This window comes from Vibrio sp. 1-1(7) (assembly GCF_013048485.1).
GTDB classification, from domain to species: domain Bacteria; phylum Pseudomonadota; class Gammaproteobacteria; order Enterobacterales; family Vibrionaceae; genus Vibrio; species Vibrio fujianensis.
In genome coordinates this window covers 667,303-692,540 of record NZ_VHSP01000002.1, presented here as the reverse complement: position 1 = coordinate 692,540, position 25,238 = coordinate 667,303, and the positions used below count along the sequence as shown (strand labels likewise).

Here is a 25,238-nt window from a genome sequence, read left to right as displayed (position 1 = left end):
AACTAAATTGTACCACCAACTAAATCTGGTGACTTATGGAAGGCCGATCTTCCCATCTGGTCACGTGTGGTTTGGGTATCCACCTTACTGAATCCTATCATAAACTTACGCGATATTTGTATTGCTTAATCGGCTTCGGGCGCTTTATCACGTTGAATTTTTATACATCAAAGTGATCCAATAGCTACATCCGTATTGACGAGTTCATTGGTTGAGACAAATCAAGCGCATTGGTGCTTGTTATAATTTGTTACAAACTAGAATCATCTCTCTACGCTAAACGCCAATTTATCTAGGCCTAATGACTCATTAAGCCTAAATTTATGATTTATTTGGTTATTTTATCGTGATAGCGATCTTAAATTAAAAACGCTCTCAATGAATGACTTGTGGTTCAAATAATTTGAACATCATCATCAATCCGTTGGTATATTTATCATGCATGAAATGTTAAATAATCTGTTGCTAATATGTATATACTGATGTTGACACTGATTTTACAACGAGAAATAAAATGAATAGTCAAGTAACTCATTACCACCGAGCGATACAAGTGATCCATTGGCTATCGGCTTTAACTGTGATTGGTCTGTTTGCCGTCGGTCTATGGATGGTCGATCTCTCTTATTATAGTGAGTGGTATCGTACAGCACCTCATTGGCATAAGTCGATTGGCCTTTTATTGGCCGCAGTAACTCTCTTACGTATTATCTTACGATTTGTGACAACGTCACCAAAAGTTGAAGGGAACGGGCTAGAAAAGTTGGCAGCAAAATTTATGCACCTTCTACTTTACGTTAATTTAGCGATCTTATTTACTTCCGGTTACTTGATTTCTACTGCCGATGGTCGAGGAATTGATGTCTTTAACTGGTTTACATTACCCAGTGTAGGGGCTTTGTTTAATCAACAATCAGATATTGCAGGCACCGTACACTTCTATGCAGCTTGGACACTAATCGTGATGGCATTTTTGCATGGTTTGGCGGCTTTAAAACATCACTTTATCAATAAAGATAATACGTTACGTAAAATGATAGGAGCATCAAAATGAAAAAAACGTTACTGGCATCAGGGTTGGCAATGGCAATGGCTTTCCCATTTGGTGCAAGTGCTGCCGATTATGTGATTGATACTAAAGGGGCTCATGCATCGATAAACTTTAAAGTGAGTCATTTAGGATACAGTTTTATTAAAGGACGTTTTAATACGTTTAGCGGGGAGTTTTCTTATGATGAAAATGATATTTCAGCCTCGAAAGTAAGCGTTACCGTTGATACAACTAGTCTTGATTCTAACCATGCCGAGCGTGATAAACACATTCGCAGTGCTGATTTTTTAAACACGTCAAAGTTCTCAAATGCTACCTTTGTCAGTACACAAGTCATTGATCAAGGGCAAGGACATTTAGCAATACAAGGTAATTTAACCTTACACGGCAAAACACAGCCAATCACTATCGATGCTCAATTGATTGGTGCTGGTGCTGATCCATGGGGAGGAGAACGTGCTGGGTTTGTTGGTGCTACCCGTTTAGAGCTGAAAGATTTCGATATTACTGTAATGGGGCCATCGAGCTATGTTGATATGGAACTGCATGTTGAAGGCATCAAAAAGTAATTTTTTTGATGATTAATGTGTTTATTAAACAAAGTCCCCTCCTGATCAAAGGGGACTTTTACTTTCTGTATTAACTCATCAATGAGTTAATACTATTATTATGCGCGAGCTAGCTCTTGCTCTTGTTGTTCGTTAACAACCGCTAAACGTTCACCATAAATTGGACGAAGTGCAGCAAGAACGTCATTTCGTGCTAGCATCCCGACAAATTGACCATTTTCTAATACAGGAAGAACATGGGGCTTACTGACTTTCATGCTTTTCGCTCGTTCTTCGACAGATAATGCATTAAAGCGAGTCGCGATGCCCATATTCGTTGTAGGGAAGAGTTGTTCTTTATCAATACATAAAAACTCGGTAATATCAACGAGCGAATCATTGGCATCAATCGCAATAACATCACGGGTCATCAGATCAACCACTTTTTGTTCTTCATTCGGCAAGTAGTCTTGACACCATAAATCAACCATTACATCGTGAGCAGAGAACATGCCCACCAAACGGCCTTGAATATCTACCACAGGAGCTGCTGTTAGGTGGTTATCAACCAATGCATCGATAGCGAGAGCAATCGGCATCTCAGCATTAAGAGTTATCGGTTGGGTGTTCATCATATCTTTCACAATTATTGAGTTTTTCATGGTGGTTTCCTTAACTGACTGTATTGGAGTGGTTTCGGTGATGGTAGTGATCTGTGCTTCTTTTAGGTAAGGGCGACGGTAAATTGACCAGTTCGTCAATCCAACGAGAACCGCTCCACCGACAATATTTCCTAACGTGACGGGAATTAAGTTTGCTGTGATAAAGCGTGTGATATTTAAATCTGCATACTGTGAGGCTGTCACTCCGATTTGTTGCCAAAAACTATCTGGTGCAAAGTGATGGATAACAATACCAAGCGGCACCATAAACATGTTGGCGACGCAGTGTTCAAATCCACTTGAAACAAACATTGCAACAGGTAAAACGGTCATAGCTGCTTTTGTCATGGCGTTTGCTGAACTAAAGGTTAACCAAATCGCCAAACAAACGAGTAAGTTACATAACACCCCAAGTGAAAATGCTTGAATGGGCGTGTGATGCAGTTTGTGCTGTGCAATGTTGAGAGCATTAAGCCCCCATTGGCCATGATCTAGTTGGTACATCCCTGCGGCTGAAACCAACAACAGCAAAAACATTGCTCCAAGAAAATTACCGACATAAACCTTGCCCCAAATAGACAGCATTTTGCCAAAGCTGATCTGCTTGTTCGCCCAAGAAATGCTAGAAAGGACAGAACTAGTAAACAGTTCACCGCCACAGATAACAATAAGAATTAACCCCATGCTGAAAGCGATGCCTCCTGCGAGTCGGCTTAACCCCCATCCAGAGTTATCACTTCCGGTTGTTACGGTAATATAAAATAGAAAAGCAAGCCCAATGAATGCTCCAGCCATTATGGCTAAGCTCAGTATCATGCCGCTGGTTTTCTTGGCTTTACTCAGGGCAAATTTTTCAGCTTCTGCCATCATTTCATGGGGCGAAAAATAGAGTTGATTTTCAGAGTTCGCTGCTGACATTTTCGCTCCTCAGACTTAGATACATAAATAACTCCTGACTAAATTAAACAACACCTTGTGGGTTGCTTCACCGTTAGATTAGAGAGCGAAAGGAAGAAGGTAAAATTGATAATTCTTTAAAACCTCATCAATTATATTGATATAGTAAAAGCAAGCAGTAGAATGACACTCGTGGCCCAGTGAATTGGGGTTGGTATAAATCGTTCCATAGGATAGGTTGTGCGATATTCATTAAAACAATTGGCCGTCTTTGATGCTGTGGCAGACTTCGGCAGTGTGAGCGCGGCAGCTGAACAGCTAGCTTTAACCCAGTCTGCAACAAGTATGTCTTTAGCACAGTTAGAAAAAATGTTGGGACGCCCGCTCTTTGAGCGTCAAGGAAAACAAATGGCATTGACCCATTGGGGAATGTGGTTACGTCCAAAAGCTAAACGTTTGCTACAAGATGCTCAGCAAATTGAAATGGGCTTTTATGATCAGCATTTGTTAAGTGGCGAAATTCGATTGGGTGCAAGCCAAACTCCAGCGGAACATTTAGTGCCTGACCTTATCAGTATTATTGATAGTGATTTTCCGGAGATTCGCATTGAACTGGGGGTTCGAAGTACCCAAAGTGTGATCGAGGGAATATTAGATTATAAGTACGACTTAGGCATCATTGAAGGGCGTTGCGATGATAATCGAATTCATCAAGAAGTGTGGTGTCGGGATCATTTATGTGTGGTTGCTTCTGCACATCACCCATTCGCTAAACGAGAAGTGGTTAGCTTAGCTCAGCTAGAACAAGCTAAGTGGGTGCTTCGAGAGCAAGGGTCTGGAACTCGTGGCATTTTTGACAGTGCAATCCATAAGTTAATCGCTGATTTGGATGTTTGGCGTGAATACGAGCATGTTCCTGTCTTACGTAGTTTAGTGGCTAATGGCTCTTATTTGACTTGCCTGCCTTATTTAGATGTTGAGCGTTTCATTCAAAGTGGTCAATTGGTTGCGCTTAATGTCCCACAATTAAGTATGGAGCGTACGCTTTCGTTTATCTGGCGAGCCGAGATGGCTGAAAATCCATTAGCTGAATGTATTCGACGTGAAGGCTTGCGAATGATGAAAGGCAAGCCCTATGTGCTATGATACCATCATCTGTTGATTTATCGATTGCATCACTATTTTTTGTATATCAAATAAATTGTTGCACAAAAACTGTGATTTAAATCGTTTGTTGTTTTGCCGCATCGCTTTACTATTCTCTCATTGTCGGTTGTCACATCATTAATGTGTCAACCGCGTTTTATTTAAGGGAGAAGTTATGAATGCGCTTTTTGCTATATCGTTAACGACCGGCATCTTATCCGGTATTTGGGGTTGGATCGCTATCTCCTTTGGCTTACTTTCTTGGGCTGGCTTCTTGGGTTGTACCAGCTATTTTGCGACTCCGCATGCTGGGCTCAAAGGCTTGGCACAAAGTCTATGTTGTAATTTGAGCGGTGTCTTTTGGGCATGGGTGATGATGTTACTCTCTCAGTTTATGACATGGGAGATCATCGGTTATGTTATCACCGCTTTTGCAGCTTTCATGATGTGCATTCAAGCTAAAAATGCTTTACTCGCTTACATTCCTGGTACTTTTATTGGTTGTTGTGCTACGTTTGCTGCAGATGGAAACATAGCACTTGTTATCCCTTCTTTGTTATTAGGTGGCGTGTTTGGTTATACCATGAAAGCGAGCGGAGAGTGGCTGCATAAGAGAAGTGAAGAAAGAAAAGAATCAGAGCATGGGTTAACGTTACGCTGTAATAAAAAAGCAGTCACCCCTCAGTAAAGCGTTCTTCATAAAAGTAAGGCTGGTCAATAAGAGCAAAACGTACTCTAGAGAAAAGCATTATCACTAATATTGATCGGGCGGTTTATCCCCTTTGTAAATGATGATTAACACAGGGAATAAACTTATACCCAAACAACTTGGAGTTGCAGTTAGGCGGCAAGTGAGTGAATCCCCATGAGCATAGACAGGCTATGCGATTGGGGTGAAAGAACGTAGCCAACACCCCAGCAGCTTCAAGTAGGAAGGGTATATTCATTTTGGTTATATATTTCCGTTTGCCAGTGTGACCACTCTTTTTAGCGTCCAACGCAAGAGTAGGGGAATCGACTCGACACCGTTTTCTTCACAATGAGAAACAATGGCCAGGGCAAGATCGGGTTTGGCATGCTTTTTAAGCACCTTATTAACGACTTTTTTTGCCGGTATAGGGTGTTCGTGTGGGATTTTAACCATATCTTTGAAAAAGAACTCAAAACCATGGGAATACAAAAAGTGCTCAATATCACGATCGGGCAATTCAGTAAGACGATGTCGAGCTTGTTCATGTTCTAGCATGTTGAGTACTGTTGCTGCGTATTTTTTACCCGCAGGATCACCATCGGTCACCACATGCCATTCAATCGCAAAAGCTTTTGCAACTTTGATTAACGATTTCAACCCTGATTGTGCAAACTCGATAATCTGTACTCCTTCCGCAGCTAGGTTATAACCACATTGTCTGGCTAACTCACTGAATAGCCAAACTTCTGTTTCTCCTTCAACCAATAACCAACAGCGAGCAAAAAGAGCGCCCGGACGATGAAAGCGAATATGAAAACCAATGCGGCGTAACTCATCACGCCCTAGTCCTCGGCTTGGCATACTTGTCGCGACAACCTTATCTGACGTTCTCACCAAACGTCGAATCGAATGTAGTGGTACCGAGGCGAGTAAATCACCACTATTGGTGGTTAGGATTTTTTGCATAGGAAGTAAATCAAGCAAATTCCAGGCTCGAGCAAGATGCGTCGGGTGTAAACGCCCTTCAGGATCTTCAATAATCAGTATGGGTCGCGCATAGCGTCGTAGATCATTGGGCCCTTTGGCTTGTAAATAAGCATTGAGTAACCCCATCAGTAACAGTCGGGTTTGGCGATTTTTGGTATCATCAACCACTTGCGACAAACTTTTATCATACCCAGGAGGGCCATAAACCAAGCTTTCTCTTTCTCGACGTGGGTTTTTACGCTTTTGATCTTTAAATGAAAAATAATGCTCTATTAATGCCTGCATTGAATTTAAGCTACTGCGCATTTCGCCTTTATTCACATGACCTGGGATAGCCATTAAACGACGACACGTATTATTGATCCGTTTCTCTATGCGTGCATTTTTGCCATTCCCTTCTATAAAAGGTCGATCAAATTGGCGCGAATCTCGTAACCGAATAACCGGATGCAAACTCATTAATGATTGAGCTAATTGCTCACTATCATGAACTGCAATAGTATGCCCTTCTAAATCCAAGAAGGCGTAGTGGGTGGAGATATCATACTGTATGCGTGAGGCATTAACACGGTAAATAATGCGATGGCAGCCATGTTCATCCTGACGCCATACTGGTTTTAATTTCCGATAGCGACCCGCACGATGCTCGTGTTTGTCGGAGGCAATAAAGCTAAGAATAATCTGGATATCTTGAGTTTGTGGATGAGAGAGAGCATAGTCTACGTGAAAGTCTTGCAATTCGAACTGATAAGGCTTTCCATCCGGCGGTAGTATGACGGATAACGCATCCAGTAACGAAGACTTTCCCCATGTATTTTCTCCGATTAATGTGGTGAGTTCATCAAAGGTTAGCGATAAGCGACGAATGCCTCGAAATCCTGATATTTCAATACGTTCTAAATGCATAAAGTGAGTTCCTCTTGCTCAACGTTCTCGACAGCTTGCGTTGAGTTTTTGTTAAGCATAAAGGAAAATGTGTGAATAAACAGACGCTCAAGTCATTAAACTGCCCAGTACTTCACAGAACCTTCATGTTTCAGAATGATTGAAGGCCTTAAGCTTTATATTTTTTCCATGGTCTTGCAAAAATATTTCATAAAAGTCACGACTTTGTCATGATTTTTAAGCTAGGATGGAGGGGAAAGAGAAGAGAAAATATTATGAAAAGAATAAAAGACATGACATCGATTACTCTGGCTCATATCAATGACACCCATTCTTATTTTGAGCCAACCTCACTACAACTATCTTTAAACATTGATCAACAAACTTTAACCCCATTTGTCAGTGCGGGTGGCTTTGCTCGTATTGCGACCCGAATTCATCAGCTTAAAGCCGATGCTCAGCGTATGAAGCGTGGCTTTATTTTTGTCCATGCGGGTGACTGCTTCCAAGGTACTTTATATTTTTCTTTATTTAAAGGTCAGGCTAATGCTGAGATGCTCAATGCGTTAGGTATTGACGCCATGACACTTGGTAATCATGAATTAGATATGGGAAATGAGCCCGTTGCGCAGTTTGCTAAACGTATACAATTTCCGTTATTAGCGGGTAATTGGGATTTGTCCAAAGAGCGGCAAGATAAACAACATCGTCTATCTAACAATTCGCAGGTGTATGCTTTTGATTCACAACGACAGTGTGCTCGTTGGATGGTAAAAGAGGTTGATGGCAGTCAAGTGGCCATTTTTGGTTTATCACTGGATAAGATGGAAGATATCGCCAACCCTGATGGGGATACTCCATTTGTGTCATCGTTGACAACCGCAAGTAAAACCGTTGAAGCTATACATCATTCAGGAATTAATAAAATCATTCTTGCCAGTCACTTGGGATATGAAGCTGACAAAGAACTGGCGGCTAAGATTGACGGCATCAGTGTCATCGTTGGTGGACATAGCCATATATTACAAGGTGACTTTAGTGCACTTGGACTTTCCCAAGAAGAATCTTATGGGCAATTTATTAATGGAACTTATGTCGTTCAAGCTGGGCTTTATGCATTAGCATTAGGGCATTGTCACATTGATTTCGATAAAAATGGCCGAGTTGTCAATTTTACGGGTCGCAATGAATTGCTGTTAGGACGCCGTCTTTTTCTTGATGCCAGTATGAATGAAGCGGGGTGCGATACAACCCACCTTGATGCGTGTGAGTTTGTCAATAATCATCCTCATGTCGTAGTCTGCAAAAAAGATCCAGATGTCCATGGTATTTTACAAAACAAATACATACCCAAAGTCCGTGAGTTACAACATCAAATCATTGCCCATGCATCAGAAAAACTACGCCATGTACGCATCCCGGATGAAGAAGGCCCAAGCCAAGTTGCTCCTTTAGTTGCCAAAGCTTTTGCTTATGCAATGGAAAAGCGAGGCTACCGAGTTCAGTTTGCCATTCATAATGCCGGTGGGGTGAGAACCTCCATTTTGCCGGGTGAAGTTTCTGTGGCCGATATTGCCGGCCAACTATTACCATTTGCCGTTCCGGTTGGTGTCTATAAAATATCCGGAGATGCACTTGCTCGAACATTAGAAGGCGCAATCAATAATGCTTTCAATAATGGTGTAGAAGGAACGGGATCGGGTAGTTACCCTTATACGCATAACCTTTCTTTCGAATACCAAGCGAATAATCCTATTGGCCAAAGAATTCAAAATCTATCCATTTTTATCGATGGAGAGTGGTATTCGGTTAATCCAAACGGGGAGTATTACGGTACTTCATCCGCCTACACCATGAAAGGCAAAGAAGGTTACCATGCTTTGACTGAAATGAAAGGTGAGGGGAAAGTGACCAATGTGTCTATGGCTGATGCTTTTATTGAATTATTAACCGATAAACCTTACTTATTAAGTCAAACTGCGCAAACTAATGTTTCCAACCAATCAAATTAATTTGTTGGTCCACTTTTTGCTCTCTTTTCATACGATGACAGTGAACAGAGGCCGGTTATGTGGAATTATTGGAGTGACCTATTAGCGATTGTAGCTTGGATTAGTGTGTGGGTCGGATTGGTTTATTTTTTACCTTTAAATTAAATTATGTGGTTGTCGCTAGACGAGATAAAACAACCATAGTAAAGTAGCGCTGTTTGGGGAGTAGTCGCCATCATGTTGTTTACTTGTCGTCATCCCGTTAAGCGTTAAGCTTATCCGGCAAGTATAAATAGGTTGCAGCCTAACCTATTTCGACGAGACCAACGCATCCATGCTGTTTTATACAGTATAACTTGGTATGCGGAAGGTTTCGTTTTGCTCTCTAAAACGTTTTTCCTTCCGCTCGTGGAGGAAACATGTCCCTAATGACTTATCTAAGCTTTATGCTTCTTACCGTCACATTGGTTGCGCTAGATATTTGGCAAACTCGTGATAATAAAATTTCTTTGCAGCGTGCATTAAGTTGGAGCTTGTTTTGGATTCTGCTTGCCTTTATTTTTGCGGCAATCATTTTCCTATTTTGGGAGGTTTATTTACCGAATAGTGATTATAGTGCCTCACAGGCGTCGCTAGCCTTTTTAACTGGTTACCTACTAGAAAAATCACTCAGCATCGATAATTTATTCGTGTTTGCTATTATCTTTCATCAATACTCGGTTCCCGCTTCATGTCGACCAAGGGCGCTCTTATATGGTGTGATTGGAGCTTTAATTTTACGAGGTATTATGATTGTGATTGGCGCGCAACTATTGAGTCAATACCATTGGATTTTATATGTATTTGCTGTGTTCTTAATTTGGACAGGGGTTCAATTAGCAAGAGAAAAACAACACAGTGAACTTAACCCACTTCCTGAACGCGTGATGAGACGCTGCTTTAATGTAACGCAAGATTATTCTGGGCATGCATTATTGATTCGTCAACAGCAAGGTTGGTGGGTAACGCCCATGTTTATTGTTGTTGGTATGATTGCTTGCATGGATATTATGTTCGCGCTAGATTCAATTCCAGCTATCTTTGCGGTAACACGAGAGCCCTTTTTGGTGTTAGCAGCAAACGTTTTTGCCTTGTTAGGGCTGCGCTCGTTGTATTTTGTGCTGGAAGGAATGATGAATAAATTTATCTATTTAAAACCGGCACTCGCATTTATTATGTTATTTATTGGTATAAAAATGTTATTAGTTGGCTCGCCGTGGGAGATACCAACCCCAATTTCTTTATTGGTTTTATTGGTAACGATGTTGATTGCGATTGTGGCTTCATGGTTCAAAGGCCACTCAGACAAACTGAATAGTGCGATCAAAGTCGAAAAATAGCCTTTGCATTAAATGTTAAATAAAATAAACAGAAATGCAACCGGTGAGTTTTTATGCAAGAGGTGTGACGGTTTATGATTAGTTAATTGCAGCGAATGCGCGATTACTCATTCAATTGTTAACCATATGTTTTATTAGTTTTATTTATGCAAAAGTCCAAATTTTGTCATTTTATAAATCACAGGGTATTGCTTAAGATCTGTTCATATAAGTTACCGGCTTATCAAGAGAGGCTTCTATGGCACAAGCAATACGTTTCGGTACCGTTCCAGTACCTACCTCTATGGATAAAAAAACCTATTCGGTTAACTTCAAAGGATTGATGGCTCATTTAGTTGATATTCTTTTTGTCGAATCGACTTCGGCACATCGTTATCATGCCGGAGAATTATCTGATCACATACAACGAGATATTGGTTTAATGCGCTAATTAAAAAGCCGACAATTTGTCGGCTTTTTGTTTTTTCTGCTGCCAAATTATTTTTTACGGCAGTATTCCGCAATAATGAACATGGTTTGTCCATTTACCTTTCCTTGAATGTGCTTGGGATCATCCGTTAAGGCAATACCGCGAACAGCGGTACCTTGTTTAATTACCATGCTTGACCCCTTAACTGGGAGATCTTTGATTACCGTCACATCGTCTCCTTTTTTCAGCTCAACACCATTAACATCACGCGGTTTTTCTTCGTCATCGTTCATACCGATTTCAGCCCATTTCTGGACTTCCTCTTCCATGTACATCATATCTAGCAAGTCTTGTCCCCAACCTTTTGCCGCAGACAGACGTTTTAGTTGACGCCAAGCAAGGACTTGAACGGCTGGAACTTGATTCCACATACTGTCATTAAGGCAGCGCCAGTGGTTGATGTCGGCAGATTCTGGCTTTTCAATTTGGTCTTTACAAGTTGCACAAAGCATTACTGCATGGTCAACTGTCACTTGAGTGTGTGGTGCAACCACATAAGGAGAAAGCGCTGACTCTGAAGAGCAGAGTTCACATTTTGATTCACAGCGTTCGAGTAAAGTAGCTTCAGTAGACATTGTTCCCACCTTGTAAAATTAATTTGTGGGTATTATCCACTTTATGCACAAAATTTAAAGAGATATCCTATGGTTAATCATAGTTAATGCTCTATTTTGAGCATTTAAGGGCAATTTGGTGCGGAAAGTAAATAATTTAGCAAACTTTACTCTTGCTATTCCCAAATCACTTGGAGTGAACCAACATGGTTAATGGTGGCAAGTGAGTTTATCCTCACGAGCATAGACCGGCGATGCCATTCGGGTAAACGAACGCCGTCAACACTGTTGCATCTTTAAAGTCAACAGGAGATATCATACCAATCTGTGAGATCATGGGCTTCAACACCTACCTTTTAGCGTTTTGTAATGAGCAACCCCAAGTAGTTTGGGTATATAATCAGGCTGTTTATACTTTGAAAATATTAGGATACGCATGGCCATCTGGAAAAGACCCATCAGTTTAGCTGACTTAAATGCCACATCAAAAAATACGCTGATAGAACACCTCAATATTATTTATACCGATGTTACTGAGAATACCCTTAGTGCCACTATGCCTGTCTGTTCTTTTACTCACCAACCCTTAGGCATGCTGCATGGTGGCGCTTCTGTCGTCTTGGCGGAAACCTTAGGCTCATTAGCCGCCAACTTTTGTGTTGATGACTCCCGTTATTGTGTAGGACTCGATATTAATGCCAATCATATCCGAGCAATGCGTGAAGGGATGGTGATTGGCACAGCAAGTCCAGTTCACTTGGGCATCTCAACGCAAGTCTGGCAAATTGAAATAACGGATGAAAGAGAACGGCTTGTTTGTACTAGCCGTTTAACCATGGCTGTAAAACAGGCGAAATACCCTCGTTCAACATGTCATGAGTCTTAGCGTATGGTTATTGAATTAAAAAGCGGAAAAATCATCGTGACAGCTCATGAAATTTTAATTCGTTTAGAAGGCGCGTCTCGTATTACTTTACATGCTGTTCGTGATGCGGTGAGTTTAATATCAGAGGCAAATATGGTTGTCGCGCACGGTAGTGAAACTAAATGGTCGATTAAACTCGATAATGCCCAACAACTACAAACCCTTGCTCAAGTTTTAGGGTGTGATATCGCTTAAATATCCTGATTCATGACTTGCGAAAAGCATCATAAATAGGGAAACTGGAATAGTTTTTTATTATGGTAAGTTTCCCCTTTATGAGTAGCCCTCGATTGCGTGTTCAGTTTGAGACTCTTTTTGAACATTTTGATGGTCAAAATACAGAGACTCAGTTGGAAGACCTAACAGATATCCTCTTTTGTACTCGACGTAATGCCCGTATTGTTCTCAATAAAATGGAAGATGAAGGTTGGATAGAATGGCATCCGGCTGCCGGGCGCGGAAAATTATCACAACTGATTTTTAAACGAAGTAGAACCGATGTCAGTGAAAATTTAGCCCGTCGATATTTACAAGAAGGGAAAATTGGTCAAGCATTGTCGGTTCTTGATCAGGATGCGGCAAAATTAACCCAGGTGATCCAGAGTTATCTTGGTGTTCAACACCAAGAAGGGCGGCAAGTGGTGCGCCTTCCTTATTATCGACCACTGTCCATGCTCAATCCAACCAAACCGATGCGACGTTCAGAGCTTCACATTGTAAGACAAATCTACAGTGGGCTCACTCGTTTAGATGAAGAAGAACAATTACAAGCGGATTTAGCCCATCATTGGCAAGCGCTGAGTCCTTCACACTGGCGATTTTACTTACGTCCCGGTGTTCGTTTTCATAACGGTGAACCATTAACCACCGAAGGCGTGGTGCAGAGTTTATGGCAGCTTCGGTTCGTCAATTTATTTTCCCATATCGAGCAAGTGACATCACCTGAAGCTTGGGTGGTCGATGTGATACTCACCAAACCAGATTATCATTTGCCTTTATTACTTGCAGAATCTTGCGCCAAAATTTTATTACCGAAAGTGCTGCGCTCAGACGATTTTGATTTAATGCCAATAGGAACCGGGCCTTATAAAGTCATAATTAACGATGAAAAACGTTTAATACTACAAGCGTTTGATGGTTACTTTGGTTTTCGCCCTTTACTGGATCGGGTGGAAGTGTGGGTTATTGATGAAGTGCATTCAACGATGGTATTTCCAAGTTTGACACACCCGATAAAAAGTCAGCGAGGCTCTTTTACTGAAGATGTTGAGTTGGATCCCGGTTGTACCTATTTACTTCTGAATCGTCGTAAAGGTTTAGCCGCCAATATACACTGGGCGAATTATTTTCAAAAAAAACTGAATTCGTTGAATTTATTTCGCTTATTACCAGAGGAAAAAGTTATCGAATTGGGTGTTTTGCCCGCATATGGCTTAAAGCCAGGATGGTATCATCAAACCCCCAATAATAGCGCGATTTCACCACCAGAACAGCGTACAGTAACGATTGCGTATCATGCTAAACACCCGATGTTTCCAACTTTAGCAAAAGTCATTCAACAGATTTTAAAAACCGATAATATTGATGTGAATTTCATAAAATATGAGCTTACGGTTGAAGCCATTGATCAGGTCGATATTTGGATTAAAGCGATGGGGATAGCGAACCACCGAGACGATGCATTAGCTGGCTGGCTACTCAATTATTCTGATATAGAACATATGAGCCAAAGTGATGATTTTAACCAATGGTCTAAACTGGTTGATCAATGGCGGGCTCAAGAGGGAGAGAGCTTCCCTGCGAAAACACTGGGAAAATCATTAATTGAGAAACAACAGATTATCCCAATGTTTCACTGTTGGTTGGGCGTGAGCAAAGATCAATGTGGTTCATTACAAAACGCTAAATGTAATGCCTTAGGATGGTTTGATTTTAGCCAAGTCTGGGTAAAACCTGATATTCTTTCCGAATAACAGCAAAATATAATTAAAAATATCAACAAATTGGAGGCACTTATTGTCGTAGGCAATGGGTGATTCGATAGAAGTGAGGAGAGGCGTTTTGCAAAGTCCAATTACACTAGAAGCCTTACATATTCTTGATGCGATTGATCGGCGAGGAAGTTTTGCTGCGGCAGCCAATGAGCTAAATCGAGCGCCAAGCTCGTTAAGTTATCAAATTCAAAAATTGGAACAAGATCTTGATATTATGATCTTTGATCGTTCTGGTCATAAGGCAAACTTCACGGAAGCGGGAGTATTGATTCTTGAGCGAGGCAGAATGATGCTTGCCGCCGCAGAAAAATTGGTCAATGATGCGACGCTCTTGGCGCATGGGTGGGAGCTCGATATTACGTTGGCCTTTGATGGTCTTATTCCTATTACCCATTTTTTCCCTTTAGTTGAAGCGCTTGGCAACGTGAGTAAAACACGTATCCGCTTACAAGAAGAAATTTTGGCCGGTTGTTGGGAAGCGCTAGCAACGGATCGAGCGGATCTCCTTATTTGTCCCAAAATCGACGTGCTGCCTCACGATGTAAAGGCTGAGCCGCTTGGTAAAATGACGCTAGTTTGGGTCGCGGCTAATAAACACTACGTTCATAAGCGTCGAGGGGTATTTGATGATGCAGCACGGCAAAAATATCGAATTATAGCCATTGCTGATACAGCAAGAGAGCAGCCAGCCATAAGTGTCAATATTCTTGAAAAACAACCTCGTTTAACGGTGACTAATTTTAATGCTAAATGTCAGGCATTGATCGATGGGCTCGGGATTGGTACCTTGCCTTTAATGGTCGCTGAAGACTTGATTGCCAACGGACAACTAAAAATTATTGAAGGCAGTCAAGATAAGTGCATCGATATTATTTTGGCTTGGCGGCGGAATAAAATTGGTGAGGCAAAATCATGGTGTATACAGTATCTTAAAAAAAATTGGCCGAAAAATCATGGATAGTGTGCTTGTCTCGATGGAGCTTCAGTGCTATCAAGCTTGAGCGATATCCTCCCAACTTGAAGCTGTTCTGTAACTCTAAAGGTTTGGCGATATAAAAATACCGCTACCCAAACAACTGAAGGTTGCAGATAGGCGGCAAGGGAGTCCCCATGAGCATAGACAGACGATGCGATTGGGGTAAACCAATGCCAACACCGTTACCATTTCAAGTAGGAAGGGCATATCCACTCGAAAGCGGTAACACCATATTGGCTTCACCGTCTTCAAAATGAATGTCGATACTAAAGCCCATTTTTTGTGCCAAAGTGAGCATGCCTCGGTTACTTGGCATTGTCATTCCTGATAGTTGTAAGGTCTTTTTGCCTTTACAATAATCGATAATTTTTTTCATCAAAACGGTTCCTAACCCTTTACCTTTGAGATCGGAGCGGATCAGTATGGCAAATTCAGCATCACTATTTTCATGATTAATGAGCGCTCGTGAGACACCGATGATTTCAGGCTGGCCATGTTGGTGGCGAATGGCAACAAAGGCCATTTCTCGGTCGTAATCTATCTGGGTAAGGTTGGCGAGCGCTTCATGGTTAAACTCCCCAACATCAGAGAAAAAACGTTTATAGAGATCTTCTTTCGACACTCGTTGAATAAATTCAGCATGCAAAGGTTCGTCTTCCGGTAAAATGGGTCGTAAAATCACTTGCTCGCCATCCTTGTCTATAAACTCATCAATTAATTCAGAAGGATAAGGACGAATGGCTAATCGACTCTGTGCATCACCGCTAAAACGTTTAAGTGTGAGATCGGCGTCTAAAATAGTGAATTGATCACCATTAACCAGAACCGGATGAATATCGAGTTCGTAAACTTGTGGGCAATCAACCACGATTTGTGAAATTCGAACTAAAAACTCAGATAACCCATGAATATCAATAGGCGTTGGCTGTTTCTGCAAACGAATTTTCCCACTGCTGATCGCACGAATAATTAAGTAGCGAGCGAGTGTCATATTTAATGGAGGTAAAGCCGCTTCGGCATCAATGGATTCATCCCATTCTGAGCCACCTTGACCAAGTAATATGACTGGGCCAAATGTGGTATCGTGTTTGACTTTAATTCTCAGCTCTTCTCCTCCGGCTAACTTCGCCATCGCTTGCACAAGTAATCCGTGAATACGTGCTGAGGGATAGGATATCTGACTACGATCAAGAATCGCCTGTGCCGCATTAGCGACTTCACTGCTGTTGCGCAAATTAAGCATGACCCCTTGAACATCAGATTTATGGGCAATATCAGGCGAGCGTAACTTTACTGCAACCGGGTAACCAATCGTCTCGGCAATATGAACCGCTTCACTGGCATCAGAAGCCATCCAAGTTGGTAGTACAGCAAAGTGGAACCATTTAAAAAAAGCCCCAATTTGATGAGTATCAAGATGAATCGACGGTTGTTCGACTAAATGCTCTTCAATCCAATTTTTAGCGCTCGAAACTTCAGAAGAGTGTACCGCTTCAGCGGTACTGGGGGTTTCCATTAAATGTTTTTGATTTCGCCGGTACTCGACCAGATGCATGAAAGCCACAACGGCACTTTCAGGTGTACGGTATGTTGGAATACCAGCGTGAGTAAAAATTTGCCGCGCAGGTCGTGCGGTAAGCTCACCAGACCAATTGGTTAAAATATTAAATCGGCGTGCTCGAGGGTGATTTTTGAGCACCTCTACAATGGCTTGAGCCGTTTGTTGGGAATGAGCAATCGCAGAAGGAGAATGCATAATTAAAATAGCATCAACGTCATCACTCTCTAACACTATGTTTAATGCCGTAATATAACGTTGAGCATCAGCATCACCCACGATATCAATTGGGTTGCCGTGCGACCAACTAGGAGGGAGGTTCTGATTTAGCTCATTGTAGATATCAGGGCTCAATTTAGCCAATTGCCCACCTCTCTCAAGTAAGGCATCAATGGCCATAATAGCAGGCCCGCCGCCATTGGTTATAATGGCAAGTCGTTCCCCTCTTAATGGCACGGCATGAGTTAGGGTTTCAACTGCGGCAAAGAGTTCGTGAGTATTATTCACGCGTAACATCCCTGTGCGTCGAATTGCTGAATCATAAATGCTATCGAGTGTATTATCACCGCCAGTATGTCTTTGGGCGGCTTTTCGTCCAGCGGCCGTTCTTCCACCCTTTAAGACTAATATCCGTCGATTGCGTGACGCGGCACGCGCTGCCGATAAAAAACGGCGAGCATCTTTAATCGTATCAACGTAAAGCAAAATAGCATCAGTATGCCTGTCTGTGCTTAAGCAATCGAGCAGATCGGAAAAATCAATATCACTGGCATTACCGAGGGAAACAAAAGCAGAGAAGCCTATCTGTTTATCATTCGCCCAGTCTAAAATTGTGGTACACACCGCTGCCGATTGAGAAATAAAAGCAAGATTACCTTTAATCGCTGTCACTGGAGAAAAAGAACCATTGAAGTGGCACCAAGGAAGAATCAATCCTAGGCTATTAGGGCCAAGTATTCGCATGCCTGATCGTTTGGCTATATCGTTGCATTGCTGTTGTATTTCATGATCTTGGGCATCGTTGGCATACATATCCGCTGACAAAACGATGACATTAGATACGCCTTTCTCTGCCAATTGCTTGAACAGAGTGACATTCCGTGAAGCATGGGTACAAAGAATCGCGATATCAGGAATAACCGGAAGGGAATCGATAGTTTTATAAGCCAGAACGCCACAAACCGCAGGATAATAGGGGGTAACAGGCATGATTGCCCCCTCAAAACCACCTTGTAGTAAATTTTTCATCACGATATTTCCGGCCCGAAAAGTACGGACAGAAGCGCCAACCACCGCGACAGACTTTGGCGTGAGTAACTGACTCAAATTATTCATAATGCTTACACCTTAAGCGAGGGACACTCACTACTTTAGTGGGGAGATAAATCGTTCGAAAGTGCGCCAGATGGATCTATCCTAGTGAATTTTTCGTATCCCTGTTGGCGAATTTCACATGGATGTGATCATAACGATATAATATGAAAACAAGTTTGTGTCATAAATCACAGGATCACCCGAGATTATGCCAGAGGGTGCTTGATTCTGAGTCTCTCTATCGGCATGATTTACATTACTTTCTACTTAGAGTGTTATGAGTCCATGAAAAACGTTGCAATAGTCAGTTTGTCAGTCCTTCTCGCAGCCTGTGCCTCAGAGAGTTACATTACTGATGTCACTACTGAAAGTCATACAGAAGAGTTTGCGGTCGCGGAAGTACCAAAACCCGTGGTATCGGAACAAGGGACCGCTGAAGGTGTTTCTGAACAGAATGTTGAAATGAATGTCATCAAAATGGCGTCGGCAGAAGAGAAAAAAGTAGTCAAAATCAGTCCACAAACAGAGGCGAAACCAGCCGTTACTATCATTGCTCCAACAGATAAGCAAACTGCAATGAATCCTCGTTATGGGTTTACCATTCAAGTTGTAGCGGTGGGGTCACAAAATAAAGTGGACCAATTTGCCAACCAGCTCCCTAAAAGGGATCAACCAATTTGGGAAAATTATAAAGTCGTCAATGGTACCAAGTGGTATACCGTATTGTATGGAGATTATGCAAGCCGTTATGAGGCCGCTCAAGCGATTGAGACTCTTCCAGCAGAGTTTAAAGCGCTCAAACCATTTGTAAAAAGCCTTGATAGTATCAAAAATTCCGAATATCCAACGTTGAATAAACTGAATTAATCAGAAATATTGGTTTTCAACGGACTATCAACTCAGTGAAGAGGCTTTATCCGTCTCTTTACTGTTTATTCTCTAGGCAGTTAAACCGTGGACAAGGTAATTAATTTATCCCAATAGTGCACGTCTGTTTTTAATTGTCTATCATAGCGCAAGGTTACAAAACCAATTTGGTGTCATGGACAAATTTAATGATAAAAACAACGATCTTACTTCTGTGCGGCGGTGGCTCGTCGGAGCATGAAGTTTCTTTAGTTTCTGCAAATTACATACAGCAACAACTTTTGCTTACGCCTGATTTTAATGTGATTCGTGTGGAGATTAAACCAACAGGCTGGTTTACACTGTCTAATGAGTTAGTTTCACTGGATATCAATACTGCTTCACTTAATGGTGGAAACTGGTCAAAAAAAATTGATTTTGTTGTCCCCTGCATTCATGGTTATCCCGGAGAAACGGGAGATATTCAATCCTTACTTGAGTTAGCAGGTATTCCATATTTAGGCTGTGGACCGGAAGCAAGCTCAAATAGCTTCAATAAAATTACCTCGAAGTTATGGTATGACGCGCTAGGCATTCCCAATACGCCTTATCTGTTTCTGACCGAAAATAGTGCTACAACGAAAAAAAATGCAGAGCAAGCGTTTGAACAGTGGGGGGCTTTGTTTATTAAAGCGGCTAGGCAAGGTTCATCCGTTGGATGCTACAAAGTGACCGAATTAGAACAAGTGAGCCATGCGGTGGAATCCGCTTTTCATTACTCAGAGCAGGTTCTTGTTGAGCAAGCGGTTAAACCTCGCGAATTGGAAGTGGCCGCATATGAGTTAAGTGGTGAGCTTTATATTTCCAAACCGGGTGAAATCATTGCGCCTGATGATGCATTTTATAGTTACGAAGAAAAGTACAGTGCGGATAGTCATTCGAGAACCGAAGTCGAAGCAAAAAATCTCACGGAAGAGCAACGTGCATTAATTCATGCATGTGCTAAAAAAGTCTTTATCCATATGAAATTAAGACATCTTTCTCGAATCGACTTCTTTTTAACTGAGCAAGGGCATATCTATCTTAATGAAGTGAATACCTTTCCAGGCATGACCCCGATTTCGATGTTTCCTAAAATGCTAGAGCATAATGGACATAAATTTAGCGATTTCTTAGCAGATTGCGTTCACCGATCGCTTACTCGCACGGTTTAAAACGAACGAACTTTAGCTTTTCTACTTCTGCGGTGTGCAAATTTCCTAAGTATTGATTTGGCATCGCAGGGCTTAACCAACGGCCAAATTGTTGAATTTCTTTTGTTTTATACCCTTGTCGAGCCAATTCTTTAACCGCACCAATACGAGTCGACTGACCGGAAAAAGGTAATTCAGGCTGAGAAAGAAGCCCTCCGGCTCGCCTTAAAATACGGAAGATAGACGAGTCATCAAGTCGTAGATGAGCGATATTGCCGTGCCGATCGATGGCTCTAAAAACTGGACCACTAGGTTCATTAACTATTTTTATCCATCTAAGTAATGCGCACTGAGCATTGGCAGATAGTGAATATTGCTCCGTACCAATATTCAGACATTGAATATTGATCTCATTTAAATCAATATGCTCAATTGTGAGTTGTTTAAGTTCTGAGCGTTTCATCGCACATTCAAACATCACATGATAAATCGCTAAGTCTCTTATATCTCTACTATTATTGCTACGTATTAATTTTTTATGCAAGCGATTCAAATGCAATCGAGTAAAGGATTCTGCTTGTTTTTCCTCTCCTTTTTTATCCAGACGAAAATGACGAAGTTGATTACGAACCTGAATACTGTTTGTGGGATCAGGCTGATTTAATAAGTAATGCACTATGCTTATAGTTACCACGTAACGTTTTAAGGTGTTATATTTTCTCGTTTTGGCTTGATGATGTATAAATTGATTAACAACTAAGCTTGAAGCGGGCAGTATCTGTACAGCATGTTGTTGGCCGTATTGAATAAATAAATTCCAGTCTTTAGTCAAAGCGAGCAAAGAGTTGTGCTTATAGTACGATTGTGTGAGTAAAACCATCTGCTCAGTGGAAATCGTATTACGAAACCGTTCAACCATTTGTTTTATTTTAATTTCATTACTGAGAGGTGTGAGGTTTTTTTTCATACTAATGCACTATAACTTAAGATATTACCAATAAATATACTTGCTAACCGGTCAGATACAATTATTATTTAACTATTAGCAATAACAAACAGAAGCGGATCTCTATGGCGATAGCAACTTACCGAGGATTTACCTTAAAGTCAGCACCGAATTCCAGTGAGGTCTGGCAAGTTAAAATAAAGACACACGTATTAACCGGAAACTTAGCGGCAGTTAAAAAGAGTATCGATTGGTGGTGTGATACCGCATCAATTATTGATCCAAGCGAATTTGAATCGGTAGGTAAAGCACGCGAAGAGGGTCATAAACCTACACAAGAGCAGTTTAATGGTTTTACTTTGAAAAATGATACAGGAGAGGCGAATGCTTGGTATTGTTTTTTCAATGGTCGCTTAATCAAAGGTTCTAAAATTGCTATTCAAAAACATATTGAAGCTCATCTGCTTGCTAAACAAAAAGCGGAAACTCAACTAAAGAAGTAAGAAAATGTTATGACATTGGTATATTCAACCGAAACAGGCCGTATTCAACCTGAACCAGAAAAAAAAGTACGTCGCCAAGGTGATGGTATTATTCGCATACATAAAGAAACTAAAGGACGCAAAGGCAAAGGTGTTTCAATCATAAAAGGACTAGACCTTGACGATGCACCGTTAAAATTGCTCGCGGCGGAACTTAAAAAAAGCTGCGGCTGTGGCGGCTCACTAAAAGATGGAGAGATTGAGATTCAAGGTGATATGCGTGAGAAATTAAAACAGCTATTAGAGAAAAAAGGATTTGTTGTCAAACTAGCAGGAAGCTGAACTCTGTATTTACAAAGAAATTAATCTTTACTCTGTATCGCATAATTGGCTTTATTGGTCAGCCATGACACAATAAAGCTAATTATATACTTTATGGTAAATAGGTTATGTTTAATGGAAAATAGCGCGAGTGAATAGAAGTCATCTAAGCCTGAAAGGAATAGTCATTTATTGATTATAACCACGTTATCATATTTAACATAATCCATATAATGCGCACTAAAGTGAGGTTTCTTGTAATCGATATCCTGGGCTATTTAAACTCTAATCATAGGAAGTATCATCAATAATTGTTATAAGTGTCGATCCTCAATATGAATTCTAATAATGTATTCCGGTTGTTGATAAGAATACTTTTTTCCTACTCGTATCAATTGCTCGATCTCTTTGCATTGATGTGATGACCCCGTCGAGGTCGCTTTCCTTACTTCTGCCTTTTTAGCAGTGACATGACGCATATATATAAATACGTCACAGTAACCAGATAATGAAAACTGATCCTTTTTTAGCTGCTTAATCAGTTGCTGCTTAATTTTCTTTGCTGTTGGATTCGTTTCAGCGTCATCAGCAAAAGCCGACATCACCATACTACTTAATATCAATCCTAACATGACGCTTTTCTTTATCATCAGACGCTCCTAATCAAATGCAATTGAATACATCATATGCGATTTATTCAGTCTTTCGAGTGTGATTAGGTTAATGTTCGATTCACTTAATAAGGAAATGAAATTAGTGTTGTTACTCAATAAATGCGTTTAGTGACTTTTCTTTGATTTCCCACGACTTTTAAAACCTTGATGAGGAAAAACATTACGAATCCGTTGCTGAACTTTTTTAGGAACGTTTTTAGAGAAAACAAGTTTCATTCCTGCTCTCTGATGATATACCTTCATTTCACCATCAAAAGGTGTGGATTCAGCTATATCACTCACATTGTGTTTAAACGTTGGAGGGAAATGCCCTTTTGCTGTAGTCATCTGGCCGGATTTAAATGTCACCCTTAAAACGGGTCGATCAACAGCAAACAACCAAAAAATGACAATCCCAGCGATAATGATGGCGTAAATCATGTTATTCGTTCCTAATTGGATAGTAATTTACTTAAATCTTCTTTCAAACTTGTCACAGCACGGCTTGCTTTTTCACTACGTGAGGCTTCACTTAGTAAATATTCAATCGCATCTGATAAGGTGCAGCCAAGCTCATTTGCTCTTAGAGATAATTTCTCCCAGACCCGATAATCTAAATCGATAGACTTTTTACGCGTATGAAGCTGCTCTGCATTAAAATGCCGCTTACGCTTCGCTCTTATCGCTTGTTTAAGCTTATTATCCAAAGCAAGCGCCATATGTTTATCAATCCAATCGAGTACTAATGTGGGTTCGTGTTCAAGAGCTTTGAGCTGCAGAACCGCCGCATCGGCTTCACTGCGATCAATATGGCGAGTAATGGCTTCACCATCTTTCCATTTTTTCATTAAATACTGCCATTTCCAACCAGATTCTAGATTTTCGAGTTGTTGATATTTCATATTCGGCAAATCCGTATAAATTTTGAGTGACAGTGTAACCATGCCGGCGCTAACTTTCAATTCTCTCAATCAAAAATACGATAGAGATCATTAATAATAACAACGCTATTCGCAGCGGAGATTTTTCTATATAATTTCAGTTCTTTTAATCACTTCGATGACTCAATGACACAAGATATCTGGCGTTTAGTGACGCCCCAGTATGACGATTTTGACTTGTTATTTGCCCAGTTTGAACAAATTCCGGTACATTCTTTTTTTCAAACCCAGCATCGCCTTTCTCAAGCCATAGAGCGCTTCATACAGATACAGGGTTTTAGCCGGGTTCTGTTAATTAATGCGCCAGATAATTCCGTTTACCGCTCTTTGGTGCAAGAACATATACAAAACAAACGGTTAGGAGTGCCTATCGTTCGTACAGAGAGTTTGGATATGTCCACCCTTTTTGGCCAAATAAAAGCTGAAAATGGGCAGATTACCAGCCAATCCACTGGGTTATTAGAGCAAGCTAATAATGGTTATCTTATTGTTTCTGCTAATTTATTGTTAGCAAATCCTCGTTGCTGGCCACAATTAAAATCTGCCGTACTTGGTGAATCGATTTCTCCTATTAATTGTGATAAACGTTCATTACTTCCCGAGCTACCCAGCCAATCTTATAACATTAAATTGATTATTGTCGGTGATCGCCATCAACTCGGTGACATTGATTTTTTGGACTCAGATATTCATGCCGGTTTATGTTTATTTAGTGAGTTAGAATTAGACATCAAAATCGATCAGCATACTATGCCACTTTATTTAGGCTATCTTCGCTGGATGATTGAACGTTACCGTCTACCGACATTAACCTCAGGTGCTATTGAAGCGGTAATGACCGCAGGGGCAAGATACACCGAAGATCAACACTATGCCCCACTCTGCCTTATGTGGCATCGTGCTTTACTTGAAGAATCAGCAATTGAGTCTCAAGGAAAAAGTATTGAAAAATCACATGTTATTCAAGTTATCGAATCACGCTATTACCGTGCTTCCTATCTTCCAGAGCGGGCGTTAGATGATATTCTTGATGGTCAGGTGATTATCGAAACACAAGGAAAACAAGTAGGTCAGGTTAATGGATTAACCGTCATTGATGTTGCAGGACATCCTATTTCTTATGGAGAACCCGCACGTATTTCGTGTGTTATCCATTTTGGTGATGGGGATATTGCTGATGTAGAACGTAAAGTTGAGCTGGGTGGCAATCTGCATGCCAAAGGTATGATGATCATGCAAGCTTTTGTCAGTAGTGCGCTTGACTTAGATGTACCGTTACCCTTCTCCGCTTCGGTTGTTTTTGAACAATCTTACAGTGAAGTCGATGGCGATAGTGCTTCACTTGCTGAACTTTGTTCTTTAGTCAGTGCGCTCTCTGAATATCCGATAGATCAGCAAATCGCGGTCACCGGTGCCGTGGATCAATTTGGACGAGTTCAAGCCGTTGGTGGGCTAAATGAAAAGATTGAAGGTTTTTACCGAGTCTGTCAGCACCAAGGTTTTACCGGGCAACAAGGTGTTATTTTGCCTAAGAGCAACTTAAAACATCTGGCTCTTCATCCTCAAGTAATCGACAGTATAAAAAATGGCCAATTTACTATTTGGCCTGTCTCAACTGTTGATGAGGCCATTCCCTTGCTTATGAATAAACCATTTAGAGGGGAGGATGAAGACAGTGTGATTAGCAAAATTGCGGCTCGTATTGCTTATTTTGAAAAACATATTCAACCACACGGAATCATGGAACGGATCAAAAACTGGTTTGTCTAGTACTGATCGGAGTTGTTTAGCGTACACCTGTTCACTAACATGCTTCCTATTGGAAATTG

The 25,238-nt window shown here is 41.0% G+C and carries 24 protein-coding genes; 16 read left to right on the top strand and 8 right to left on the bottom strand.

What is annotated here, in order from left to right; genetic code table 11:
- Nucleotides 1-514 precede the first annotated feature (514 nt).
- Both FKN05_RS11005 and FKN05_RS11000 read left to right on the top strand, forming a co-directional pair.
- A complete protein-coding gene (locus FKN05_RS11005) occupies nt 515-1,054 on the top strand; it encodes a cytochrome b (protein WP_099611248.1) in 540 nt (179 codons plus the stop codon).
- Nucleotides 1,051-1,620, top strand: a complete 570-nt coding sequence (locus FKN05_RS11000) for a YceI family protein (protein WP_099611247.1) — start codon at nt 1,051-1,053, stop codon at nt 1,618-1,620. The genes FKN05_RS11005 and FKN05_RS11000 overlap by 4 nt, the downstream gene beginning before the upstream one ends.
- 98 nt (nt 1,621-1,718) lie before the next feature.
- Here the strand turns inward: FKN05_RS11000 and focA are convergent, their stop codons facing one another.
- Entirely contained in the window at nt 1,719-3,179 is a 1,461-nt protein-coding gene (gene focA, locus FKN05_RS10995; protein WP_170887497.1) for a formate transporter FocA, read from the bottom strand.
- A gap of 219 nt (nt 3,180-3,398) precedes the next feature.
- Here focA and FKN05_RS10990 point away from each other — a divergent pair, with 219 nt between their 5' ends.
- Complete coding sequence (locus tag FKN05_RS10990; RefSeq protein WP_099611245.1) at nt 3,399-4,304, top strand: LysR substrate-binding domain-containing protein; 906 nt, start codon at nt 3,399-3,401, stop codon at nt 4,302-4,304.
- Nucleotides 4,305-4,479: 175 nt separating this feature from the next.
- Entirely contained in the window at nt 4,480-4,992 is a 513-nt protein-coding gene (locus FKN05_RS10985) for a DUF1097 domain-containing protein (protein WP_099611244.1), read from the top strand.
- Nucleotides 4,993-5,256: 264 nt separating this feature from the next.
- Here the strand turns inward: FKN05_RS10985 and FKN05_RS10980 are convergent, their stop codons facing one another.
- Complete coding sequence (locus FKN05_RS10980; protein ID WP_099611243.1) at nt 5,257-6,888, bottom strand: ATP-dependent endonuclease; 1,632 nt, start codon at nt 6,886-6,888, stop codon at nt 5,257-5,259.
- 254 nt (nt 6,889-7,142) lie between these two features.
- Between FKN05_RS10980 and FKN05_RS10975 the strand changes: the two genes are divergently transcribed.
- From FKN05_RS10975 to FKN05_RS10965, 3 genes are all read left to right on the top strand, one after another.
- Nucleotides 7,143-8,879, top strand: coding sequence for a bifunctional metallophosphatase/5'-nucleotidase (locus FKN05_RS10975; RefSeq protein ID WP_170887496.1), 1,737 nt, complete (start codon nt 7,143-7,145; stop codon nt 8,877-8,879).
- A 398-nt stretch (nt 8,880-9,277) separates the two neighbouring features.
- On the top strand, nt 9,278-10,237 hold the full coding sequence (locus FKN05_RS10970) for a TerC/Alx family metal homeostasis membrane protein (RefSeq protein WP_170887495.1): 960 nt from the start codon (nt 9,278-9,280) through the stop codon (nt 10,235-10,237).
- Between the two features lie 238 nt (nt 10,238-10,475).
- Nucleotides 10,476-10,667, top strand: a complete 192-nt coding sequence (locus FKN05_RS10965; protein WP_099611240.1) for a hypothetical protein — start codon at nt 10,476-10,478, stop codon at nt 10,665-10,667.
- A gap of 47 nt (nt 10,668-10,714) precedes the next feature.
- Here FKN05_RS10965 and FKN05_RS10960 read toward each other — a convergent pair whose 3' ends face one another.
- Nucleotides 10,715-11,281 carry a PhnA domain-containing protein gene (locus FKN05_RS10960; protein WP_170887494.1) on the bottom strand — a complete coding sequence of 189 codons (567 nt, stop codon included), beginning with the start codon at nt 11,279-11,281 and terminating at the stop codon, nt 10,715-10,717.
- A gap of 415 nt (nt 11,282-11,696) precedes the next feature.
- Here FKN05_RS10960 and FKN05_RS10955 point away from each other — a divergent pair, with 415 nt between their 5' ends.
- The 4 genes from FKN05_RS10955 to FKN05_RS10940 all read left to right on the top strand — a co-directional run bounded on the left by FKN05_RS10955 (nt 11,697) and on the right by FKN05_RS10940 (nt 15,140).
- The gene (locus tag FKN05_RS10955; RefSeq protein ID WP_170887493.1) at nt 11,697-12,146 is read left to right on the top strand and encodes a hotdog fold thioesterase; all 450 of its coding nucleotides are present in this window, start codon (nt 11,697-11,699) and stop codon (nt 12,144-12,146) included.
- Between the two features lie 3 nt (nt 12,147-12,149).
- Nucleotides 12,150-12,380 (top strand): DUF3389 family protein, encoded by a 231-nt coding sequence (locus FKN05_RS10950; protein WP_099611237.1) that lies wholly within the window; start codon nt 12,150-12,152, stop codon nt 12,378-12,380.
- Between the two features lie 80 nt (nt 12,381-12,460).
- Nucleotides 12,461-14,158: an SgrR family transcriptional regulator gene (locus tag FKN05_RS10945; protein WP_170887492.1), complete on the top strand. Its 1,698-nt coding sequence runs from the start codon at nt 12,461-12,463 to the stop codon at nt 14,156-14,158.
- A gap of 88 nt (nt 14,159-14,246) precedes the next feature.
- Nucleotides 14,247-15,140, top strand: a complete 894-nt coding sequence (locus tag FKN05_RS10940; RefSeq protein ID WP_161455683.1) for a LysR family transcriptional regulator — start codon at nt 14,247-14,249, stop codon at nt 15,138-15,140.
- A 205-nt stretch (nt 15,141-15,345) separates the two neighbouring features.
- On the opposite strand, the gene FKN05_RS10935 is transcribed toward FKN05_RS10940, so the two are convergent.
- A complete protein-coding gene (locus FKN05_RS10935) occupies nt 15,346-18,048 on the bottom strand; it encodes a bifunctional acetate--CoA ligase family protein/GNAT family N-acetyltransferase (protein WP_099611234.1) in 2,703 nt (900 codons plus the stop codon).
- Between the two features lie 264 nt (nt 18,049-18,312).
- Here FKN05_RS10935 and FKN05_RS10930 point away from each other — a divergent pair, with 264 nt between their 5' ends.
- The gene (locus FKN05_RS10930) at nt 18,313-18,894 is read left to right on the top strand and encodes an SPOR domain-containing protein (protein WP_099611233.1); all 582 of its coding nucleotides are present in this window, start codon (nt 18,313-18,315) and stop codon (nt 18,892-18,894) included.
- Between the two features lie 188 nt (nt 18,895-19,082).
- Nucleotides 19,083-20,087, top strand: coding sequence for a D-alanine--D-alanine ligase (locus FKN05_RS10925; protein ID WP_170887491.1), 1,005 nt, complete (start codon nt 19,083-19,085; stop codon nt 20,085-20,087).
- Here FKN05_RS10925 and FKN05_RS10920 read toward each other — a convergent pair.
- Nucleotides 20,071-21,033 carry a tyrosine-type recombinase/integrase gene (locus FKN05_RS10920; protein WP_170887490.1) on the bottom strand — a complete coding sequence of 321 codons (963 nt, stop codon included), beginning with the start codon at nt 21,031-21,033 and terminating at the stop codon, nt 20,071-20,073. The two genes, FKN05_RS10925 and FKN05_RS10920, sit on opposite strands and share 17 nt — an antisense overlap.
- A 104-nt stretch (nt 21,034-21,137) precedes the next feature.
- Here FKN05_RS10920 and FKN05_RS10915 point away from each other — a divergent pair, with 104 nt between their 5' ends.
- Both FKN05_RS10915 and yciH read left to right on the top strand, forming a co-directional pair.
- Nucleotides 21,138-21,515, top strand: coding sequence for a DUF3319 domain-containing protein (locus FKN05_RS10915; RefSeq protein ID WP_099611231.1), 378 nt, complete (start codon nt 21,138-21,140; stop codon nt 21,513-21,515).
- A gap of 9 nt (nt 21,516-21,524) precedes the next feature.
- Entirely contained in the window at nt 21,525-21,836 is a 312-nt protein-coding gene (gene yciH, locus FKN05_RS10910; RefSeq protein ID WP_099611230.1) for a stress response translation initiation inhibitor YciH, read from the top strand.
- A gap of 293 nt (nt 21,837-22,129) precedes the next feature.
- Here the strand turns inward: yciH and FKN05_RS10905 are convergent, their stop codons facing one another.
- The 3 genes from FKN05_RS10905 to matP form a co-directional block, all read right to left on the bottom strand.
- Entirely contained in the window at nt 22,130-22,465 is a 336-nt protein-coding gene (locus FKN05_RS10905) for a hypothetical protein (protein ID WP_099611229.1), read from the bottom strand.
- A gap of 129 nt (nt 22,466-22,594) precedes the next feature.
- A complete protein-coding gene (locus tag FKN05_RS10900; RefSeq protein WP_099611228.1) occupies nt 22,595-22,909 on the bottom strand; it encodes a DUF3634 family protein in 315 nt (104 codons plus the stop codon).
- An 11-nt stretch (nt 22,910-22,920) separates the two neighbouring features.
- Nucleotides 22,921-23,370 (bottom strand): macrodomain Ter protein MatP, encoded by a 450-nt coding sequence (matP, locus tag FKN05_RS10895; protein WP_099611227.1) that lies wholly within the window; start codon nt 23,368-23,370, stop codon nt 22,921-22,923.
- A 165-nt stretch (nt 23,371-23,535) separates the two neighbouring features.
- On the opposite strand from matP, the gene FKN05_RS10890 reads away from it, so the two are divergent.
- Entirely contained in the window at nt 23,536-25,179 is a 1,644-nt protein-coding gene (locus FKN05_RS10890) for a S16 family serine protease (RefSeq protein ID WP_170887489.1), read from the top strand.
- Nucleotides 25,180-25,238: the final 59 nt, after the last annotated feature.

Coding starts and splice junctions, on each gene's coding strand:
- FKN05_RS10915 (WP_099611231.1), top strand. CDS start 21,138: ATGGCGATAGCAACTTACCGAGGATTTACCTTAAAGTCAGCACCGAAT.
- FKN05_RS10980 (WP_099611243.1), bottom strand. CDS start 6,888: ATGCATTTAGAACGTATTGAAATATCAGGATTTCGAGGCATTCGTCGC.
- FKN05_RS11005 (WP_099611248.1), top strand. CDS start 515: ATGAATAGTCAAGTAACTCATTACCACCGAGCGATACAAGTGATCCAT.
- FKN05_RS11000 (WP_099611247.1), top strand. CDS start 1,051: ATGAAAAAAACGTTACTGGCATCAGGGTTGGCAATGGCAATGGCTTTC.
- FKN05_RS10975 (WP_170887496.1), top strand. CDS start 7,143: ATGAAAAGAATAAAAGACATGACATCGATTACTCTGGCTCATATCAAT.
- FKN05_RS10920 (WP_170887490.1), bottom strand. CDS start 21,033: ATGAAAAAAAACCTCACACCTCTCAGTAATGAAATTAAAATAAAACAA.
- matP (WP_099611227.1), bottom strand. CDS start 23,370: ATGAAATATCAACAACTCGAAAATCTAGAATCTGGTTGGAAATGGCAG.
- FKN05_RS10900 (WP_099611228.1), bottom strand. CDS start 22,909: ATGATTTACGCCATCATTATCGCTGGGATTGTCATTTTTTGGTTGTTT.
- FKN05_RS10965 (WP_099611240.1), top strand. CDS start 10,476: ATGGCACAAGCAATACGTTTCGGTACCGTTCCAGTACCTACCTCTATG.
- FKN05_RS10925 (WP_170887491.1), top strand. CDS start 19,083: ATGATAAAAACAACGATCTTACTTCTGTGCGGCGGTGGCTCGTCGGAG.
- FKN05_RS10955 (WP_170887493.1), top strand. CDS start 11,697: ATGGCCATCTGGAAAAGACCCATCAGTTTAGCTGACTTAAATGCCACA.
- FKN05_RS10890 (WP_170887489.1), top strand. CDS start 23,536: ATGACACAAGATATCTGGCGTTTAGTGACGCCCCAGTATGACGATTTT.
- FKN05_RS10950 (WP_099611237.1), top strand. CDS start 12,150: ATGGTTATTGAATTAAAAAGCGGAAAAATCATCGTGACAGCTCATGAA.
- yciH (WP_099611230.1), top strand. CDS start 21,525: ATGACATTGGTATATTCAACCGAAACAGGCCGTATTCAACCTGAACCA.
- FKN05_RS10985 (WP_099611244.1), top strand. CDS start 4,480: ATGAATGCGCTTTTTGCTATATCGTTAACGACCGGCATCTTATCCGGT.
- FKN05_RS10935 (WP_099611234.1), bottom strand. CDS start 18,048: ATGAATAATTTGAGTCAGTTACTCACGCCAAAGTCTGTCGCGGTGGTT.
- FKN05_RS10905 (WP_099611229.1), bottom strand. CDS start 22,465: ATGATAAAGAAAAGCGTCATGTTAGGATTGATATTAAGTAGTATGGTG.
- FKN05_RS10945 (WP_170887492.1), top strand. CDS start 12,461: ATGAGTAGCCCTCGATTGCGTGTTCAGTTTGAGACTCTTTTTGAACAT.
- FKN05_RS10960 (WP_170887494.1), bottom strand. CDS start 11,281: ATGTCTACTGAAGCTACTTTACTCGAACGCTGTGAATCAAAATGTGAA.
- FKN05_RS10970 (WP_170887495.1), top strand. CDS start 9,278: ATGTCCCTAATGACTTATCTAAGCTTTATGCTTCTTACCGTCACATTG.
- focA (WP_170887497.1), bottom strand. CDS start 3,179: ATGTCAGCAGCGAACTCTGAAAATCAACTCTATTTTTCGCCCCATGAA.
- FKN05_RS10930 (WP_099611233.1), top strand. CDS start 18,313: ATGAAAAACGTTGCAATAGTCAGTTTGTCAGTCCTTCTCGCAGCCTGT.